The following is a 16,745-nucleotide window of genomic DNA, read 5'->3' as shown; positions in this document are numbered from 1 at the left end:
TCAGCTCCCTTGCGCGGTGGCCGGATCGGCGAAGAAATAGTCCTGCCAGGACTTCGGCTGATTGCGGATTGCGCCGACGCGATGCATGAACTCGGCCAGCACGAAGGTGTTCTGCGGCGCGATGCGGAATTGCACCTGCGGGTTCTTCAGGATGCCGACCAGCAGGGTGCGGTCGATCTTCGCCTTGTTCGCCCGGATATAGAGGTCGGCCGCGGCCTCGGGATTGGCGGTGGCAAAGCGCGCCGCCTCGGCCAGTGCGTCGACGAAGGCGCGGTAGGTCTTCGGGTTGTCGTTGCGGAATTTCTCGGTCGCGTACAGCACCGTCGACGAACTGGGACCGCCGAGCACGTCGTACGAATTGAGCACGATATGCGCGTTCGGATTGCCGGCCAGTTCCTGCTCCTGGAACGGCGGATTGGCGAAATGCGCGGTGACCTCGGTGCCGCCGTTGATGATGGCCGACGCCGCCTCGGGATGCGGCATCGCCACGGTCCACTTGTCGAGCTGGTTGAAGGCTTTGTCGCCCCACTGCTTCGCCGCGGCCAGCTGCAGCACGCGCGCCTGTACCGACACCGTGACCGCCGGCAATGCGATGCGATCCTTGTCGGTGAAATCGGCCAGCGTCTTGACCTTCGGGTTGTTGCTGACCAGGTAGTACGGAAAGCTGCCGAGCGAGGCGATGCCCTTGACGTTCTGCTTGCCGCGGGTGCGGTCCCACAGCGTCAGCAGCGGACCGACGCCCGCGCCGCCCACGTCGATCGCGCCCGACAGCAGCGCGTCGTTGACGGCGGCGCCGCCCGACAGCCGGGTCCATTCGACCTTGATGTCGATGCCTTGCTTCTGCCCCTGCTTTTCGATCAGCTGCTGTTCGCGGGCGACGTTCAGCAGCAGGTAGACCACGCCGAATTGCTCGGCGATGCGGATCTGCCCTTCGGCGTGGGCCGGTGTGGCAAACGCCAGTGCGCCGGCGCCGACGCTGGCGCCAACGGCAAGGGCCATCAGGCGGCGGCCCAGGTTGCTGAGCAGGGACGAACGGGGATACGGTGCTGCCATGGTGGGGCTCCGGAGAAAATTCTGGTTGTCTTGCGAAGGGGTAGTCGGACCGCCAGGAGGCGGTCCATCAGGCTGGCCAATCCCGCCACTGCGGGCCGCTTCGGATCGGCCCCGGGGTTGTCCGTGCCGTCAGAACGGGATGTCGCCCTCGATCGTGGTGCGGTACATCACGCGCCGTTGGTCGGCCGGACAGCCGGCCGCCAGATGCAGCAGCGACCGGTTGTCCCAGAACACCAGATCGTGCGGCTGCCAGCGATGGCGATAGACGAACTCCGGCTTGACGCTGTGCGCGAACAGCGCGTCGAGCAGCGCGCGGCTTTCGTCCTCGGGCAGGCCGACGATGCGCGTGGTGAAATGCTCGCTGACGAAGAGCGCGCGCCGGCCGGTCTCCGGATGCGTGCGAACCACCGGCTGCAGCACCGGCTTGACCTGCGCGATCTGCTCGGCGGTCAGGTTTGGCCGCCACGGGCTGCGCTGCTGCAGCTCGGCATAGCGCGCCAGATAGGTGTGCTCGGCCTGGCGCCCCTCGACCGCCCGCTTCAATTCCGCCGGCAGCGTTTCCCAGGCCAGATGCTGGTTGGCGAACAGGGTGTCTCCTCCCTCCGCCGGCAGCTCTTGCGCGTGCAATAGCGAGCCCAGGCTGGGCTTTTCCTTGTACGACAGGTCCGAATGCCAGAAATGGCCGGCATCGCCCAGACCGATCGGCTTGCCGTCCTTCAGCACGTTCGAGACGATCAGGATCTCCGGATGACCGGCCAGCTGGAACTGGTGCAGCACGTGGATCTGCAGCGGACCGAAGCGCCGGCTGAAGGCGATCTGCTGGTCGGGCGTGATGCGCTGATCGCGAAACACCAGCACGTGGTGGTCCAGATGCGCGCGGTGAATACGGGCGAAGTCCGCATCCGATAGCGGCTGCGACAGGTCCAGCCCGACTACCTCGGCCCCGAGCGGCGCGTCGAAGGGACGAATCTCGAAGCCGGTGCCGGCGCGTGGCGTCACGACGGGAGGACGCGCGGGCAGTGCCGCCTGGATGGAAACGGTCATGTCTGGTACGTAAACTCGGAATGGATCAGGGCACGATGCAAACGCGGCAAACGCGCTGGCATCGACTGGGATCGATGCTAAGGAGACCGTCCAGCGCCGGTCAACGAATCAAATCGTTCGGTCTTATCCGTTCTTCGCATATGCCCGACGGGGACACGGCCGTCTCGGTCAGCGCGCCGCGGCGGCTCTGTTGCCGTCCCCTGTTCCGCCGCTGCGCGTCGTCACGGCGCGCCGCAATGCCGCCAGCGCGGGCGGCAAGGCCGGATGGCGCGAGCGCGGGTCGTACAGCGCCGCCAGCGGCAATACCAGCGCCGCGGGATAGGGCTTGATCGGGACGCGCACCGTGCCGGCCACTGCCAGGCTGCGCGATTGCGTCGGCGCGATGCCGATACCGAGTCCGGCCGCGACCAGCGACAGCTGGCCGTGCAGGCGCGGCGCAGTGGCCGCCAGCTGCATGACGCGGCCGGCCACGCGGCAGCGGTCGCGGATCGCCGCATAGAGCGCGGGGCCCTGCGCCTCGGGGAACAGCACCAGCGGCTCGGCGGCCAGTTCCTCGATACGGATCGTCGTGCGGGTTGCCAGACGGTGGTCGGCGGGCAGCACCGCGTCGAAGCGGTCGTTGGCCAGCAGCACGCTGGCAAGGCGCGCATGCGTGTCGAATGGCGGGTGGCCGATGCCCAGATCGATCTCGCCGGCGGCGATCAGCGCCAGCTGCTCGTTGGTGGTCGCCTCGTGCAGCGCGAACTCTACCGGCTCCGTCGACGCGGACAGGCTGCGCAGTGCGGCCGGCAAGGCCCGATAGAGCGCCGCGGAAACATAGGCAATCCTCAGGCGGCGGCGCCTTTGCTGCCCCGCCGCCCTCGCGGCTTCCTGCGCCCGCCGCTCCGCCTGCAGCAGCGCGATCGCCTCCTCGCGCAGCCGCTCTCCGGCGGCCGTCAGCGCGACACGGCGGCTGGTACGGTCGAACAGCCGCACGCCGACTTCCTGCTCGAGCCTGGCGATCGCCCGGCTCAGATGCGGCTGCGCCATGCCGACCTGCTGCGCGGCCCGGCCGAAATGCAGCGCGTCGGCAACGGCGAGAAAGAGCTTGAGCTGCTGGAATTCCATTGATACCTCGTGGCGTATCGAACGATGCCATTTTGGCGGATTGATGTATGGATTGGCGAGGGCTATCTTGGCCGCCATCCATTCGCTCCCAAGGACGCAACGATGAAGCAGCTAGTGGCATTGGCTCGGGCAGTCGCATTGGCGACCGCACTAACAATTGCACTGTGCGGTCTGGCAATGACGCCTGGAAGGCCGGCGTGGGCGCATCACGGGTGGGGGTACTACGACACCGCCGCGCCGCTCTATTTTTCTGGCCGCGTGGTGTCGGTGACCTGGCGCAACCCGCATCCGCAGGTGACCATCGAGGTCGACGCCAGGGCCCTGCCGGCCAACTGGAACGCGCTGCCGGTGCCGCCGGAACTGGCCGAGCTCGGCTTTGCCAGGACGCTCGCCGCGGTGCGCGCGCCGGCCTCGCCGGGACGCTGGACGCTCGACCTGGCGCCGATCAACCGGCTGGAGCGATGGGGCATGCCGCGCGAGCCCGGTCCGGGCGATCGGCTCGAGGCGATCGGTTTTCCGTCCTGCAGCGACCGCCATGTCGCGCGGCCCGCGCTGATCGTGCTGGACGGCGTCGGCGTGCGCCAGCAATCGGTCGCGCTGCCGGCCGGATGCAGCGGCGCGCCGCGCGGCTGAGCGGGACGGCGGCATGGAAGCGTGGAACGACTTGTTCGCCGCGGTCGAGACATGGCAGCCCGTGACGGCGCTGCGCGCATCGACCTGGGCCTATCCACTGGTCAGCTGGCTGCATCTACTGGGCATTGGGCTGCTGTTCGGCACCATCGCGGTGGTCGATCTGCGGCTCGCCGGTGGATTGATGCGGCTCGATGACGCGGCGTTGCAGCGGACGCTGGTGCCGCTGTCGCTGATGGGCTTCGCGCTGGCGGCGCTGTCGGGGGTGCTGCTGTTTGCGCCGGCGGCGCGGGAGTATCTGTCGAACCCGTGGTTCGGCGCCAAGCTGGCGTTGATCGCTACGGCGGCGCTGAATGCGCTGGCGTTGCATCTGGCGTCGCGCCGGCGGCGGAATCGCAGCCATGGCCGGCTGGCGGGATTGCTGTCGTTGGGGCTTTGGGCGGCGGTGATGCTGGCGGGGAGGATGCTGGCGTTTGGGTGAGGGATGGCAATCGTTGCCGCTGTGCGACCGCCGCCGCCCTCTCCCCCAGCCCCTCTCCCGCAAGCGGGAGAGGGGAGCGCATCATCGCGGCGGTGATGTCCATGGGAAACGGGAGCGGGTCGTCGCGGCGGCGGTGCCGGAACAGGCAGCGGTCATCGCGGTCGTGCTGCCTGCGGGATAGCGAAGCGGGTCGCGCTGCCGACGCGCGGGCTCCCTCTCCCGCTTGCGGGAGAGGGTTGGGGAGAGGGCGACCGCCGCACGCAATCTCCGCAAGCGCCTCGCATCCCCTGAACTTTATTGTTACCCACGGTCACATCGAGTCCGTTTCCTCACTGCAATTCGTCCCACCTGGGAGCCCCGCATGAAAACGACTCCGACCCGCCTGTTGCCCCTGTCCACGCTTGCCGTGTCGCTCGCCCTGACCGCCGCCGCGACGACGGCCGCTGCGGCCGAACCCGCGGCAAGCGCCCCGGCACCATCAGTGACCCCCTACGGCCCGCAACTCGAAGGCTTCCCCTACCCCCACCCGATCCAGCGCTTCACCTTCCAGTCGCAGCAGCAGGACCTGTCGATGGCCTTCATGGATGTTGCACCGAAGGGCAAGCCGAACGGCCGCACCGCGGTGCTGCTGCACGGCAAGAATTTCTGCGGCGCGACGTGGGAAGCCACCATCGACACGCTGGCCAATGCCGGCTACCGGGTGATCGCGCCGGACCAGATCGGCTTTTGCGCGTCCACCAAACCCCGCGGCTACCAGTTCAGCTTCGCGCAGCTCGCGGCCAATACGCAGGCGCTGCTGCAATCGCGCGGCGTGACCCGTGCCACCGTGATCGGCCATTCGATGGGCGGCATGCTGGCCGCGCGCTTCGCGCTGCAGTATCCGAAGTCGGTGGAGCAGCTGGTGCTGGTCAATCCGATCGGGCTCGAAGACTGGCAGGCCGAGGGCGTTCCCTATGCCAGCGTCGATCAGCTGTATCAGGGCGAGCTCAAGACCAGCTTCGACTCGCTCAAGGCCTATCAGCTGCGCTTCTACTACAACGGCAAGTGGCGCCCCGAATACGATCGCTGGGTCGCGATGCAGGCCGGCATGTACGCCGGTCCGGGCAAGCAGCAGGTGGCCTGGAACCAGGCGCAGACCTCGGAGATGCTGTTCACGCAGCCCGTGGTCCACGAGTTTTCGCGGATCGCCGTGCCGACGCTGCTGATGATCGGCGAGAAGGACCGCACCGCGCCGGGCGCGAACCGGGCCGCGCCCGAGATCGCCAGCAAGCTGGGCAACTATCCCGTGCTGGGACAAAGCGCCGCGCGCACGATTCCGAACGCGACGCTGGTGGCGTTCCCCGAGCTGGGCCATTCGCCGCAGGTCGAATCGCCGGCGCAGTTCCACAAGGCGCTGCTGCAAGGGCTGGACGGCAAACCGGCAAATCGCTGAATCACAACGGGGCGCGGGATGGGCGCCCACATCGAGATCAACGCGTCATCGTCGCGCTCCAGCGCCCTCCCCCCTCGACCGTGCCCTGCATGGTCTTGCCGCTGATCTCGCCGGTATAGCGCTGCTGACCGGCGACGAACGAGATCTTCGTACCGTCGATGCGGCCTTCGCTGATCGGCGTCGTCGCGCCTTCCTCGCGCAGCGTCCCTTCGATCATCTGGTACTTCTGCGTCAGCACCAGCTGCTTGTCGCCCATGCGCCAGCTGCCTTGCACCTTGGCCGGAATCACCCACTTGTAGGCGGTGCAGTGGCCCGCGCAGCCCTGCGTGACCTGCGCGGTCTCGTCCGGCTCCCAATCGTCCATCGTGAAGGTATTGGAGACCACGCGCGTGCCCGGCCTCATGTTGAGCAAGGTCGGACGCAGCCGCAGGTTCAGGTCCGGCAGCAGGAACAGCGTGACCACGGTCGCGTTCGAGAAATCCGACTTGAAGATGTCGCCCTGGTCGAAGCGGGCGCGATTGCCGACGCCCTCGGCCTGCGCGGTCCGGCGCGACAGCGCCACCAGATCCGGATTGAACTCGATGCCGCGCGCCGTGGCGCCACGCTTGGCCGCGGTGATCACCAGCCGGCCATCGCCCGACCCGAGGTCGACCAGATGGTCCCTGGGCGTCAGCTCGGCCATGTCGAGCATGCGGTCGACCAGTGCCTGCGAGGTCGGCACCCACACCACGTCCTTGCCCGACTGGCCGACGGATGGCTTGTAGACCGAGGTCACCTCGGACGCCGTCTCCGTCTGCGCCAAACCGGGGCCGCTCAATGCCAGGGCCCCCGCGGCAAACAGCGCGGCAGCGACGAAGGACTTGTGCAAGATCGTCATCGACGTTCTCCTGTTCGAATGGTCACATGGGGTCCGGTGAAGCATCCTGCTGTTCCGCCGGCTCGGCCTCCTTGCGCTTGAACAGCAGGATCGGCGCGCCGGCGGCGAGCATCGCGAGCCCGATCAGCGCCGCGGCGCCGGTATAGGTCACGCTGGCATAGAGCATGTACAGGCAGGTCAGGCAGAAGATGATCGGCGTGACCGGATACAGCGGCACGCGGTATGGCAACGCGCGCTCGGGCTGGCGCCAGCGCAGCACGAACAGCGAGAAGCCGACCAGCAGCAGGAAGCCCCAGAACACCGGCGCGGTGTAGTCGACCATCGCCTTGAAGCCGTCGCGCGTGATGGCCCCCACCGCGATCAGCGCCAGCGCGATGATCCCCTGCGCGATCTGGCCATTGGCGGGGGTCTTGCCGCGGCCGTCCCAGATGCCGACCCACTGCATCACGGTCATGTCGCGCGCCATCGCATAGAAGACGCGCGAGCCGGTGAAGATCGTGGCGTTCAGCGTCGAGATCGCGGCGACCACGATGGCCGCGGTGACCACGCGCTCGCCGATCGGCCCGGCTACCACGCGCATCATGTCGGCGGCGACCGCATCGGATTGGCGCAATCCGTCGAGCCCGAGAACCGACAGCAAGGCCAGATTGGCCAGCGTATACAGCACCACCAGAAGGACGGTGCCGCCGGCCAGCACTTTGGCGATATTGCGTGGCGCGTCCTTCAGTTCGCCGGTCAGATAGGCGGCCTCGTTCCAGCCGCCATAGGTAAGCAGCACGAAGATCATCGCCATGCCGATCGCCGCGGTTTCAGGCGGCATCGACGGCGCGGCGCGTTCGGCGGTCTCCGGCGATCCGAACATGCCGAACAGGATGATCGCGCCGATCGCGCCGATCTCGAGAAAGGTCACCACCACCTGCAGGTTCTTGCCCTCGATGGTGCCGATCACGTTGACCGCGGTCAGCACGATCACCGCCAGCGCGGCATAGATGGCCGGACCCAACGGACCGGCCGGCACCAGCTGGGCCACGTAGTCGCCGAGCATGAAGGCGACCGCCGCGATGGCGCCGGTCTGGATCACCGTGCAGCGCGCCCATCCGAACATCATTGCGGTGGAGCGGCCATAGGCGCGCGACAGGAAGTGGTATTCGCCGCCGGCGTTGGGATGGGCCGCCGACAGCTCCGCGTAGCACAGCGCGCCGATGAAGGTGATGATGCCGCCGACGATCCAGACCAGCACGAACATCGCCTCCGACTCGACGCTGCCCGCGACGATCGACGGCGTGCGGAAGATCCCGACCCCGAGCACCAGCCCCACCATGATGGTGATCGCATCGAAGACCGACAGGATGCCTTGCGGTCTGGGTTGGTTCGGATCGGTCATCCCGGTCATCCCTTGCCTCGGACGGATGGAGCGAAATGAGCTTGCCAACTGAGCTCGCCAGATGAGCCTGCATTCCGCGCTCGCATCGCTGCCGTGGAAGGCAGCGGACTTGTCTGCCTGTCCACGATACGAAACATCCGGATGGGTGACTAGGGGTGCGGCGACCTCCTCCGAAGGTCCGTCACGCGACGTGACGGGAGGGACGCTCCAATGGCGCCGAAAATGACATCGGTGTCATTCAACGTTGGCCGAACGCCGCACCCGCGAACAGGTCCTTGAACTCGCGCGGCTGCGAACGCCAGTACTGCTTCGGCGCCCGGACCTGCGCGCCGAGCCTGGCGGCGGCGTGCCATGGCCAGCGCGGGTCGTACAGCATCGCCCGCGCCAGCGAGACGGCGTCGGCCTCGCCGTTGGCGATGATGCTCTCGGCCTGCTCCGGCTCCGTGATCAGCCCGACCGCGATGGTCGGCAGTCCGACCTCGGCCTTGACGCGCTGCGCGTACGGGACCTGGTAGCCCGGTCCCAGCTTGATCGCCTGCTGCGGCGACACGCCGCCCGTGGTCACATGGATTGCCGCGCAACCGCGCCGCGCGAGCTCCTTCGAGATCGCCACCGTGCCGTCAATGTCCCAGCCATTGGGCACCCAATCGGTCGCCGAGATGCGCGCCCATACCGGGCGGTCGGCCGGAAAGACGGCGCGCACCGCGTCGAACACCTCCAGCGGAAAGCGCATCCGGTTCTCCAGGCTGCCGCCGTACTCGTCGTCGCGATGGTTGGCGATCGGCGACAGGAACTGGTGCAGCAGATAGCCGTGCGCGGCATGGATCTCGATCGCATCGATGCCCAGGCGCGCGGCGCGCTTCGCGGTCTCGACGAAATCGCGCTTGACGCGTTCGAGGCCGGCGCGGTCGAGCGCCATCGGCGCGACTTCGCTGGGCGCATGGGGTACGGCCGACGGCGCCTCGGTCTGCCAGCCCTCCGGCTCGTCGGGCCGGATCTGCGCCCCGCCATCCCACGGCGCGCGGCTCGACGCCTTGCGGCCCGCATGGGCGATCTGCATCGCGACCTTGATCGGCGAATGGGCGCGCACCGCCTTCAGCACGCGGGCCAGCGCGGCTTCGTTGTCGTCCGAGTACAGGCCGAGGTCGTAGGGCGTGATGCGTCCCTGCGGCGAGACCGCGGTCGCTTCGAGAATCAGCATGCCGGCGCCGGACAGCGCGAGGTGGCCCAGATGGATCAGGTGCCAGTCGGTGGCATTGCCCTGCTCCGCCGAGTACTGGCACATCGGCGCGATCAGGATGCGGTTGTCGAGCTGCAGATCGCCGATCTGCAGCGGGGTAAACAGTGCGGACATCGAGAACCTCTTCTGTGTTCTGGTGGATACCGGCTCGCCGTGGCGGGCCATGCGGGCCAGACGAGCCAGGCAGGCATTGTGCGGCAACTGGGCGATCGCTGCAGGCGGCGGGGAACGGCGCGCATGGATGCATGTTGGTGCGAGACCCATCGATCGTGGTGCGGCGCCTCCCGCCGATGGTGCCCGCGCCTGGTCTCGGCGCGGTTCCGGCGAGGCGATACGCGAAATCGCCGCGGTGACCCCGAAAATCCGATGGCATATCACTTGCTTTGGCACTGCCGACGTCTCTTCCCCACTCAGGAGCCATGCCAGTGAACTGCTTCGCCTGCGCTTTCGCATCGATGTCGACCGCCGCTTCCCCCGCCTCCGCCGCATCGGTAACCGGCGCCCGTCAACGGCTTGGCAGCATCGGCGCGGCGCTCGCGCTGTCCCTGCTGGTCTTGCCAGGGTCGGCGATGGCCGAAAAGGTACTGCGCATCGGCATGACCGCGGCCGACATTCCCCGAACGCTCGGCCAGCCGGACCAGGGCTTCGAGGGCAACCGCTTCAGCGGCATTCCGATGTATGACGGCCTGACGCAATGGGATCTGAGCAAGAGCGACGGCCCGAGCCTGCTGATCCCCGGGCTTGCGACCGAATGGAAGGTGGACGCCAAGGACAAGACCAGATGGGTCTTCAAGCTGCGCCCCAACGTCAAGTTCCATGACGGCACGCCGTTCAACGCCGACGCGGTGGTGTGGAATGTCGGCAAGGTGCTGGACAAGACCGCGAAGCAGTTCGACCCCAGCCAGGTCGGCGTGACCGCATCGCGGATGCCGACGCTGCGATCCGCGCGCAAGATCGACGACCTGACCGTGGAGCTGACCACGTCCGAGCCGGACTCCTTCCTGCCGTACAACCTGACCAACCTGTTCATGGCTTCCCCCGCGCAGTGGGAGAAGAAGTTTGCCGCGGTGCCGGCCTCGGTCAGCGACCCGATCGAGCGCTCCAAGCAGGCGTGGGTTGCCTTCGCCGCCGACGCGGCAGGCACCGGCCCCTTCAAGATGAGCCGCTTCGTGCCGCGCGAGCGCCTCGAGGTCGTGAAGAACGCGCTGTACTGGGATGCGAAGCGCGTACCGAAGATCGACAAGGTCGTGATGATGCCGATGCCGGAGGCCAATGCGCGCACCGCGGCGCTGCTGTCCGGGCAGGTCGACTGGATCGAGGCGCCCGCACCGGACGCCATCGCGCAGATCAAGAGCCGCGGCTTCCAGGTCTACGCCAACACGCAGCCGCACATGTGGCCGTGGCAGCTGTCGTTCGCGCCGGGCTCGCCGTGGCTCGACAAGCGCGTGCGGCAGGCGGCCAATCTGTGCGTGAACCGCTCGGGCCTGAAGACGCTGCTGGGCGGGTATATGGCCGAGGCCAAGGGCATCGTCGAAGCGGGCAACCCGTGGTGGGGCAATCCGAAGTTCGACATCAGGTACGACCCCGCGGGCGCCCGGAAGCTGATGCAGGAGGCGGGCTACTCGGCGGCCAAGCCCGTCAAGGTCAAGGTGCAGGTCTCCGCGTCCGGCTCCGGCCAGATGCAGCCGCTGCCGATGAACGAATACGTACAGCAGAACCTGAAGGAGTGCTTCATCGACGTCGACTTCGACGTGGTCGAATGGAACACGCTGTTTACCAACTGGCGCATCGGCGCCAAGGACCCCAGCGCGCACGGCGCCAACGCGATCAACGTCAGCTTCGCGGCGATGGACCCGTTCTTCGCGATGGTGCGCTTCGTCAGCAGCAAGACCCAGCCGCCGGTCTCGAATAACTGGGGCTACTTCAGCAATCCCGAGTTCGACAAGCTGATCGAGACCGCCCGCACGTCGTTCGACGACAAGGGCCGCGACGCCGCGCTGGCGAAGCTGCACGCCCGCATCGTCGAGGAGGCGCCGTTCGTGCTGATCGCGCATGACGTCGGCCCGCGCGCGATCTCGAAGAAGGTCAAGGGCGTGGTGCAGCCGCAAAGCTGGTTCATCGACATCGCCACCATGTCGATGGACTGAGCGGAACCCGATCGACTTTCCGGCCACGACCATGTCCTACCTGCTTCGCCGCGCGCTGTATGCGCTGCCCATCCTGCTGGGCGTCGCGCTGCTGTGCTTCTCGCTGGTGCATATCGCGCCGGGCGATCCGCTGGTGTCGGTGCTGCCGCCCGACGCCTCGGAAGAGATGCGCCAGCAGCTCGCCGCGCTGTACGGCTTCGACAAGCCCTTCATCGAGCAATTCGTGCACTGGCTGACCCGCGCGCTGCACGGCGACCTGGGCACCTCGATCGCCACCAGCCGCCCGGTGATGCAGGAGGTGGCCGCCGCCGTCGTCAATTCGGTGCGGCTGGCGGCGGTGGCGACGCTGATCGGCTTCACCTTCGGCTGCCTGTTCGGCTTCGTCGCCGGCTACCTGCGCGATTCCGCGGTTGACCGCGCGGCCTCGTTCCTGTCCGTGTTCGGCGTCAGCGTGCCGCACTACTGGCTCGGCATGGTGCTGGCCATCGTGTTCTCGGTGGTGCTCGGCTGGTTGCCGGCGACCGGCGCCGGGCCAGGCGGCTCGGGCGACTGGGGCTGGGATTGGGAACATCTCCAGTACATGCTGCTGCCGGCGATCACGATGTCGGTGATTCCGATGGGCATCGTTGCACGGACCATCCGCGCGCTGGTGGCGGAGATCCTGTCGAACGAGTTCATTGTCGGCCTGAAGGCGCGCGGCCTGTCCGACCTGGCGGTGTTCCGCCACGTCGTCAAGAACGTCGCCCCGACCGCGTTGTCCGTGATGGGCCTGCAGCTGGGCTATCTGCTCGGCGGCTCGATCCTGATCGAGACGGTGTTCGCGTGGCCCGGCACCGGCTTCCTGCTGAACTCGGCGATCTTCCAGCGCGATTTCCCGCTGCTGCAGGGGACCATCCTCGTGCTGGCGGTGTTCTTCGTGCTGCTGAACCTGATGGTCGACGCGCTGCAGACGCTGTTCGATCCGCGCATCCAGCGCAACTAGTACCCGGAGACAGCCATGGAAATGACGCTGGACAATACCGCCGCGCCGGCCGTGGTGGAGCGCTCCCCCGGCTACTGGACCACGGTCGGCCGCCGCCTGCTGCGCAACAGGCTCGCGATGGCCGCGGCGCTGATCCTGCTCGCGCTGATCCTCGTCGCGCTGTTCGCGCCGCTGCTGATGCCGGCCGACCCCTATGCGTCGTCGATCCTGAAGCGCCTGAAGCCGATCGGCACCGAAGGCTATCCGCTCGGCACCGACGAGCTGGGCCGCGACATGCTGTCGCGGCTGATCCTGGGCGCGCGGCTGTCGCTGTTCATGGGCATCACGCCGGTGCTGATCGCCTTCGTGCTCGGAAGCGCGCTGGGCATCGTGGCCGGCTATGCCGGCGGCTGGGTCAATACCGCGATCATGCGGGTGGTCGACATCTTCTACGCCTTCCCGTCGGTGCTGCTGGCCATCGCGCTGTCCGGCACGCTGGGCGCCGGCGTCGGCAATGCGCTGCTGTCGCTGACCATCGTGTTCGTGCCGCAGATCGCGCGCGTGGCCGAGAGCGTCACCACGCAGGTACGCAATCGCGAGTTCGTCGACGCGGCGCGGGCCTCGGGGGCGTCCGCGCTGACGATCGTGCGCGCGCACGTGCTGAACAACGTGCTGGGACCGATCTTCGTCTATGCGACCGGCCTGATCTCGGTGTCGATGATCCTCGCGTCCGGCCTGTCGTTCCTGGGCCTGGGCGTCAAGCCGCCCGAGCCCGAATGGGGCTTGATGCTGAACACGCTGCGCACCGCGATCTATACCCAGCCGTGGGTGGCCGCGTTGCCGGGGGCGATGATCTTCGTGACCTCGATCTCGTTCAACCTGCTCGCCGACGGCATCCGCTCGGCGATGGAAATCAAGGACTGAGCCGATGCCCCTGTCCACACCGAACGCCGATCTTGGCGGCCCGGCCCAGCCGCTGGTGATTGCCCGCGATCTGGTCAAGCATTTTCCGTTGAAGGGCGGCATCCCCGGACGCCGCGCCGGCGCCGTGCGCGCGCTCGATGGCGTCAGCTTCGACGTGCTCAAGGGCGAGACGCTCGGCGTGGTCGGCGAATCGGGTTGCGGCAAGTCGACCACGGCGCGGCTGCTGATGCAGCTGACCGAGCAGGACAGCGGCGAGCTGATCTTCGACGCGGAAGGCGTCGGCTCCGCGCAGTTGCCGATGAAGCGCTATCGCAGCCAGGTACAGATGGTCTTCCAGGACAGCTATTCGTCGCTGAACCCGCGGCTGACCATCGAGGAATCGATCGCCTTCACCGCGCGCGTGCACGGCGTTCCGGCGCGCGAGGCCATCGAGCGGGCCCGCCATCTGCTCGGCCGCGTCGGGCTCGAACCGTTGCGCTTCGGCGGCCGCTATCCGCACGAGCTGTCCGGCGGCCAGCGCCAGCGCGTCAATATCGCCCGTGCGCTGGTGCTCAGGCCACGTCTGGTGATCCTCGACGAAGCGGTATCGGCGCTGGACAAATCGGTCGAAGCCCAGGTGCTGAACCTGCTGCTGGACCTGAAGGCCGAATTCGACCTGACCTACGTCTTCATCAGCCACGATCTGAACGTGATTCGCTACCTGTGCGATCGCGTGATGGTGATGTACCTGGGCAAGGTCGCCGAGATCGGCGATACCGAGGCGATCTACGCCAACCCGGCCCATCCCTACACGCGCGCGCTGCTCGCCTCGATGCCGTCGATGGACCCGGACCGGCGCACGCTGACGCCGCCGCTGGCCGGCGATCCGCCCAATCCGATCGATCCGCCACCGGGCTGCAGTTTCCATCCGCGCTGCGGCCTGGCCGAGGCCGTCTGTGCGCGGCGCGCGCCCGTGCTGTCCGCGGCGATCGCCGGCCATCCGGTGTCCTGCCTGATGGCGGAACCGGACAGCGGCCATTCACGGGCAACGGCGCGGCGAGCCGAGACCGCCGTTGCCGATGCCTGTTGAGGAGACCAGCATGAATGCCACCGTCATCGCGTCGGCACCAGGCGCCTCGGCAACGAGCGCCTGGGCACCGACCGCCACGCCTTTGTCCGACCCGCCCATGGTGGCCGTGCGCGACCTGCATGTCGCCTTCGACGCCGGCGGCAAGACCATCCGCGCGGTCAACGGCGTCTCGCTGCAGGTGGCTCCCGGCGAAGCCGTCGCGCTGATTGGCGAGTCGGGCTCGGGCAAGAGCGTCACGCTGCGCGCGCTGATGCGGCTGCATCCGCCCCGCCGCACCACGATGACCGGCGACATCGTCATCGACGGTACCGACGTGATGCGGCTGGATGCCAAGGGCTTGTCGAGGATTCGCGGCGGCACCGTCGCCATGGTGTTCCAGGAGCCGTTGCTCGCGCTCGACCCGGTCTACACCATTGGCGAGCAGATCGTCGAATGCATCCGCGCCCATAGCCGCGTCTCGCCCGGAGAAGCCCGCAAGCAGGCCCTGCAGGCGCTGGAGGCGGTTCGCATCCCGAGCCCCGAGCGCCGCCTGGCCGCCTATCCGCACGAGCTGTCGGGAGGGATGCGCCAGCGCGCGATGATCGCGTTGGCGTTGTCGGCCAGGCCGAAGGTGCTGCTGGCCGACGAGCCCACCACCGCGCTCGACGCCACCGTGCAGATCCAGGTGCTGATCCTGCTGCGCGAACTGCAACGCGCGCTGGGCCTGTCGATCGTGTTCGTGACCCACGATATCGGCGCCGCGGTGGAGATCGCCGATCGTGTCGCGGTGATGTACGGCGGCCGGATCGTCGAGGAAGGCCCGATTCGCACGCTGCTGCGCGATGCGCGTCATCCGTACACGATCGCGCTGCTGCAAAGCCGCCAGCACGGCATGGCCCGTGGCGAGCGGCTGGCCGCCATTCCGGGATCGCCGCCCGATCTGGCGGCATTGCCAGCCGGTTGCAGCTTCGCGCCGCGATGTGCCCAGGCCCGGCCCGAATGCCTGCGGCACGTGCCGCAGCCCGTCTCGGTCGGCGACGGCCATCGCGTCAGCTGCGTGCTGGCCGCTGCCGCCGAACCCGCATTGGCGGTGGCCTGACGCCATCGGACCGACCTCGACCAACCCAACCCGGAAACCCCGCAACCCCATGAGCCTGGCATCGCATCCGTCCCATTCGTTCCTGCCCTACCCCGAAGCCGACGTACCGCATGCGCCGGACGGGCGGTTGCAGGGGCTGCGCTTTGCCGCCAAGGACTTGTTCGACGTGGCGGGCTACCCCACCGGCGGCGGCAACCCCCACGTGCTGGCGATGTCGGGCGTCAAGTCGTCCACGGCACCGGCGGTGCAATGCCTGCTCGACGCCGGCGCGAAATTCGTCGGCAAGACCCATACCGACGAGCTGGCCTTCTCGATGAACGGCAACAACGCGCACTACGGCGCGCCGGTCAATGGCGCGGCTCCCGACCGCATCACCGGCGGCTCGTCCTCCGGCTCCGCGTCGGCGGTGTCGCACGGCCTGTGCGACCTTGCGCTGGGCACGGACACCGGCGGCTCGGTACGCGCGCCGGCCAGCCATTGCGGCCTGTTCGGGATTCGGCCCACGCATGGCCGCATCTCGCTGGCGGGATGCCTGCCGCTGTGCGACAGCCTCGATACCTGCGGCTTCTTCGCGCGCGATATCGGCACGTTTGCGCGGGTCGCCGATGTGCTGCTGGGCCCGGATGCCAACGCCTTGCCCGCTTCGGTCCGCCTGCTGCTGGCCGACGATCTGTTCGCGCTGGCCGAGCCGGCTGCGCGCGATGCGCTGCTCCCGGTGGCGGCTCGCATCCGGGACGCATTCGGCAACGGCGATGCGGTCGCGGCCGCGGACCGCCCGATCGGCGATCTGTACTGGGCCTTCCGCTACGTGCAAGGGTGGGAAGCCTGGCGCAGCGATGGCGACATGATCGAGCGCTACGGCCTGCGGCTGGGTCCCGACGTGGCCGCGCGGTTCGCGTTCTCGAAGGAAGTCACCGCGGGCCAGCACGACGAGGCCATGCAGGTGCGCCGCGCGTTCACCGCCCACCTTGCCGCATTGCTGGGCGACGACGGCGTGCTGCTGTTGCCGACGATGCCCGATATCGCGCCGCTGCGGGACGCCGCGCTCGACACGCTCGAGGACTACCGCAACCGCGCCGTGCAGATGCTGTGCCTGGCCGGCCTGAGCGGCTTTCCGCAGATCACCCTGCCGCTGTGCCGCCGCGATGGCGCCCCGCTGGGCCTGTCGCTGCTCGGGCCGGCCGGCAGCGACCGCACCCTGGTCGCGTTGGCCGAGCGGGTGGTCGCCGCCTTAGGGTAAAGCTGAAATACCTCCGTCGTTCCCGCGAAAGCGGGAATCCAGTGTCTTTGCAAGCCGCTGGGTCCCCGCCTGCGCGGG

Annotated in this window: 15 protein-coding genes; 9 read left to right on the top strand and 6 right to left on the bottom strand. The window is 68.1% G+C overall.

The features are described 5' to 3' along the window. From M1D55_RS04370 to M1D55_RS04360, 3 genes are all read right to left on the bottom strand, one after another. Positions 1 to 1,053: an ABC transporter substrate-binding protein gene (locus tag M1D55_RS04370; protein WP_456281232.1), complete on the bottom strand. Its 1,053-nt coding sequence runs from the start codon at positions 1,051 to 1,053 to the stop codon at positions 1 to 3. A gap of 129 nt (positions 1,054 to 1,182) precedes the next feature. Beyond that, positions 1,183 to 2,097, bottom strand: a complete 915-nt coding sequence (locus M1D55_RS04365) for a TauD/TfdA dioxygenase family protein (RefSeq protein ID WP_456281231.1) — start codon at positions 2,095 to 2,097, stop codon at positions 1,183 to 1,185. A 168-nt stretch (positions 2,098 to 2,265) separates the two neighbouring features. Further along, on the bottom strand, positions 2,266 to 3,204 hold the full coding sequence (locus M1D55_RS04360; RefSeq protein WP_053823853.1) for a LysR family transcriptional regulator: 939 nt from the start codon (positions 3,202 to 3,204) through the stop codon (positions 2,266 to 2,268). 177 nt (positions 3,205 to 3,381) lie between these two features. Here M1D55_RS04360 and M1D55_RS04355 point away from each other — a divergent pair, with 177 nt between their 5' ends. From M1D55_RS04355 to M1D55_RS04345, 3 genes are all read left to right on the top strand, one after another. Continuing rightward, positions 3,382 to 3,837, top strand: a complete 456-nt coding sequence (locus M1D55_RS04355) for a DUF6152 family protein (protein ID WP_456281230.1) — start codon at positions 3,382 to 3,384, stop codon at positions 3,835 to 3,837. A 13-nt stretch (positions 3,838 to 3,850) separates the two neighbouring features. Beyond that, the gene (locus M1D55_RS04350; protein WP_456281229.1) at positions 3,851 to 4,315 is read left to right on the top strand and encodes a hypothetical protein; all 465 of its coding nucleotides are present in this window, start codon (positions 3,851 to 3,853) and stop codon (positions 4,313 to 4,315) included. Between the two features lie 361 nt (positions 4,316 to 4,676). Beyond that, positions 4,677 to 5,747, top strand: coding sequence for an alpha/beta fold hydrolase (locus M1D55_RS04345; protein ID WP_456281228.1), 1,071 nt, complete (start codon positions 4,677 to 4,679; stop codon positions 5,745 to 5,747). A 37-nt stretch (positions 5,748 to 5,784) separates the two neighbouring features. On the opposite strand, the gene M1D55_RS04340 is transcribed toward M1D55_RS04345, so the two are convergent. The 3 genes from M1D55_RS04340 to M1D55_RS04330 form a co-directional block, all read right to left on the bottom strand. Next, entirely contained in the window at positions 5,785 to 6,624 is an 840-nt protein-coding gene (locus tag M1D55_RS04340; RefSeq protein WP_456281227.1) for an SAM-dependent methyltransferase, read from the bottom strand. Between the two features lie 22 nt (positions 6,625 to 6,646). Then, positions 6,647 to 8,008: an APC family permease gene (locus M1D55_RS04335; RefSeq protein ID WP_232205261.1), complete on the bottom strand. Its 1,362-nt coding sequence runs from the start codon at positions 8,006 to 8,008 to the stop codon at positions 6,647 to 6,649. A 238-nt stretch (positions 8,009 to 8,246) separates the two neighbouring features. Beyond that, positions 8,247 to 9,362, bottom strand: a complete 1,116-nt coding sequence (locus M1D55_RS04330) for an NADH:flavin oxidoreductase/NADH oxidase (protein WP_456281226.1) — start codon at positions 9,360 to 9,362, stop codon at positions 8,247 to 8,249. A 455-nt stretch (positions 9,363 to 9,817) separates the two neighbouring features. Here M1D55_RS04330 and M1D55_RS04325 point away from each other — a divergent pair, with 455 nt between their 5' ends. From M1D55_RS04325 to M1D55_RS04300, 6 genes are all read left to right on the top strand, one after another. Next, positions 9,818 to 11,395 (top strand): ABC transporter substrate-binding protein, encoded by a 1,578-nt coding sequence (locus tag M1D55_RS04325; RefSeq protein WP_456281303.1) that lies wholly within the window; start codon positions 9,818 to 9,820, stop codon positions 11,393 to 11,395. A gap of 31 nt (positions 11,396 to 11,426) precedes the next feature. Beyond that, positions 11,427 to 12,377: an ABC transporter permease gene (locus M1D55_RS04320; RefSeq protein WP_456281225.1), complete on the top strand. Its 951-nt coding sequence runs from the start codon at positions 11,427 to 11,429 to the stop codon at positions 12,375 to 12,377. A gap of 15 nt (positions 12,378 to 12,392) precedes the next feature. Further along, positions 12,393 to 13,280, top strand: a complete 888-nt coding sequence (locus M1D55_RS04315; RefSeq protein ID WP_456281224.1) for an ABC transporter permease — start codon at positions 12,393 to 12,395, stop codon at positions 13,278 to 13,280. Positions 13,281 to 13,284: 4 nt separating this feature from the next. Continuing rightward, a complete protein-coding gene (locus M1D55_RS04310; protein ID WP_456281223.1) occupies positions 13,285 to 14,349 on the top strand; it encodes an ABC transporter ATP-binding protein in 1,065 nt (354 codons plus the stop codon). A gap of 97 nt (positions 14,350 to 14,446) precedes the next feature. Next, a complete protein-coding gene (locus M1D55_RS04305; RefSeq protein WP_456281302.1) occupies positions 14,447 to 15,427 on the top strand; it encodes an ABC transporter ATP-binding protein in 981 nt (326 codons plus the stop codon). Positions 15,428 to 15,476: 49 nt separating this feature from the next. Then, complete coding sequence (locus M1D55_RS04300; RefSeq protein WP_456281222.1) at positions 15,477 to 16,667, top strand: amidase; 1,191 nt, start codon at positions 15,477 to 15,479, stop codon at positions 16,665 to 16,667. The last annotated feature ends 78 nt before the right edge of the window (positions 16,668 to 16,745 follow it).

Source organism: Cupriavidus sp. JZ107 (assembly GCF_053903255.1).
Note: the sequence above shows the minus strand (reverse complement) of the source record. Positions and strands in the feature narration are given on the sequence as shown.

Coding starts and splice junctions, on each gene's coding strand:
- M1D55_RS04370 (WP_456281232.1), bottom strand. CDS start 1,053: ATGGCAGCACCGTATCCCCGTTCGTCCCTGCTCAGCAACCTGGGCCGC.
- M1D55_RS04365 (WP_456281231.1), bottom strand. CDS start 2,097: ATGACCGTTTCCATCCAGGCGGCACTGCCCGCGCGTCCTCCCGTCGTG.
- M1D55_RS04360 (WP_053823853.1), bottom strand. CDS start 3,204: ATGGAATTCCAGCAGCTCAAGCTCTTTCTCGCCGTTGCCGACGCGCTG.
- M1D55_RS04355 (WP_456281230.1), top strand. CDS start 3,382: ATGACGCCTGGAAGGCCGGCGTGGGCGCATCACGGGTGGGGGTACTAC.
- M1D55_RS04350 (WP_456281229.1), top strand. CDS start 3,851: ATGGAAGCGTGGAACGACTTGTTCGCCGCGGTCGAGACATGGCAGCCC.
- M1D55_RS04345 (WP_456281228.1), top strand. CDS start 4,677: ATGAAAACGACTCCGACCCGCCTGTTGCCCCTGTCCACGCTTGCCGTG.
- M1D55_RS04340 (WP_456281227.1), bottom strand. CDS start 6,624: ATGACGATCTTGCACAAGTCCTTCGTCGCTGCCGCGCTGTTTGCCGCG.
- M1D55_RS04335 (WP_232205261.1), bottom strand. CDS start 8,008: ATGACCGATCCGAACCAACCCAGACCGCAAGGCATCCTGTCGGTCTTC.
- M1D55_RS04330 (WP_456281226.1), bottom strand. CDS start 9,362: ATGTCCGCACTGTTTACCCCGCTGCAGATCGGCGATCTGCAGCTCGAC.
- M1D55_RS04325 (WP_456281303.1), top strand. CDS start 9,818: ATGGCCGAAAAGGTACTGCGCATCGGCATGACCGCGGCCGACATTCCC.
- M1D55_RS04320 (WP_456281225.1), top strand. CDS start 11,427: ATGTCCTACCTGCTTCGCCGCGCGCTGTATGCGCTGCCCATCCTGCTG.
- M1D55_RS04315 (WP_456281224.1), top strand. CDS start 12,393: ATGGAAATGACGCTGGACAATACCGCCGCGCCGGCCGTGGTGGAGCGC.
- M1D55_RS04310 (WP_456281223.1), top strand. CDS start 13,285: ATGCCCCTGTCCACACCGAACGCCGATCTTGGCGGCCCGGCCCAGCCG.
- M1D55_RS04305 (WP_456281302.1), top strand. CDS start 14,447: ATGGTGGCCGTGCGCGACCTGCATGTCGCCTTCGACGCCGGCGGCAAG.
- M1D55_RS04300 (WP_456281222.1), top strand. CDS start 15,477: ATGAGCCTGGCATCGCATCCGTCCCATTCGTTCCTGCCCTACCCCGAA.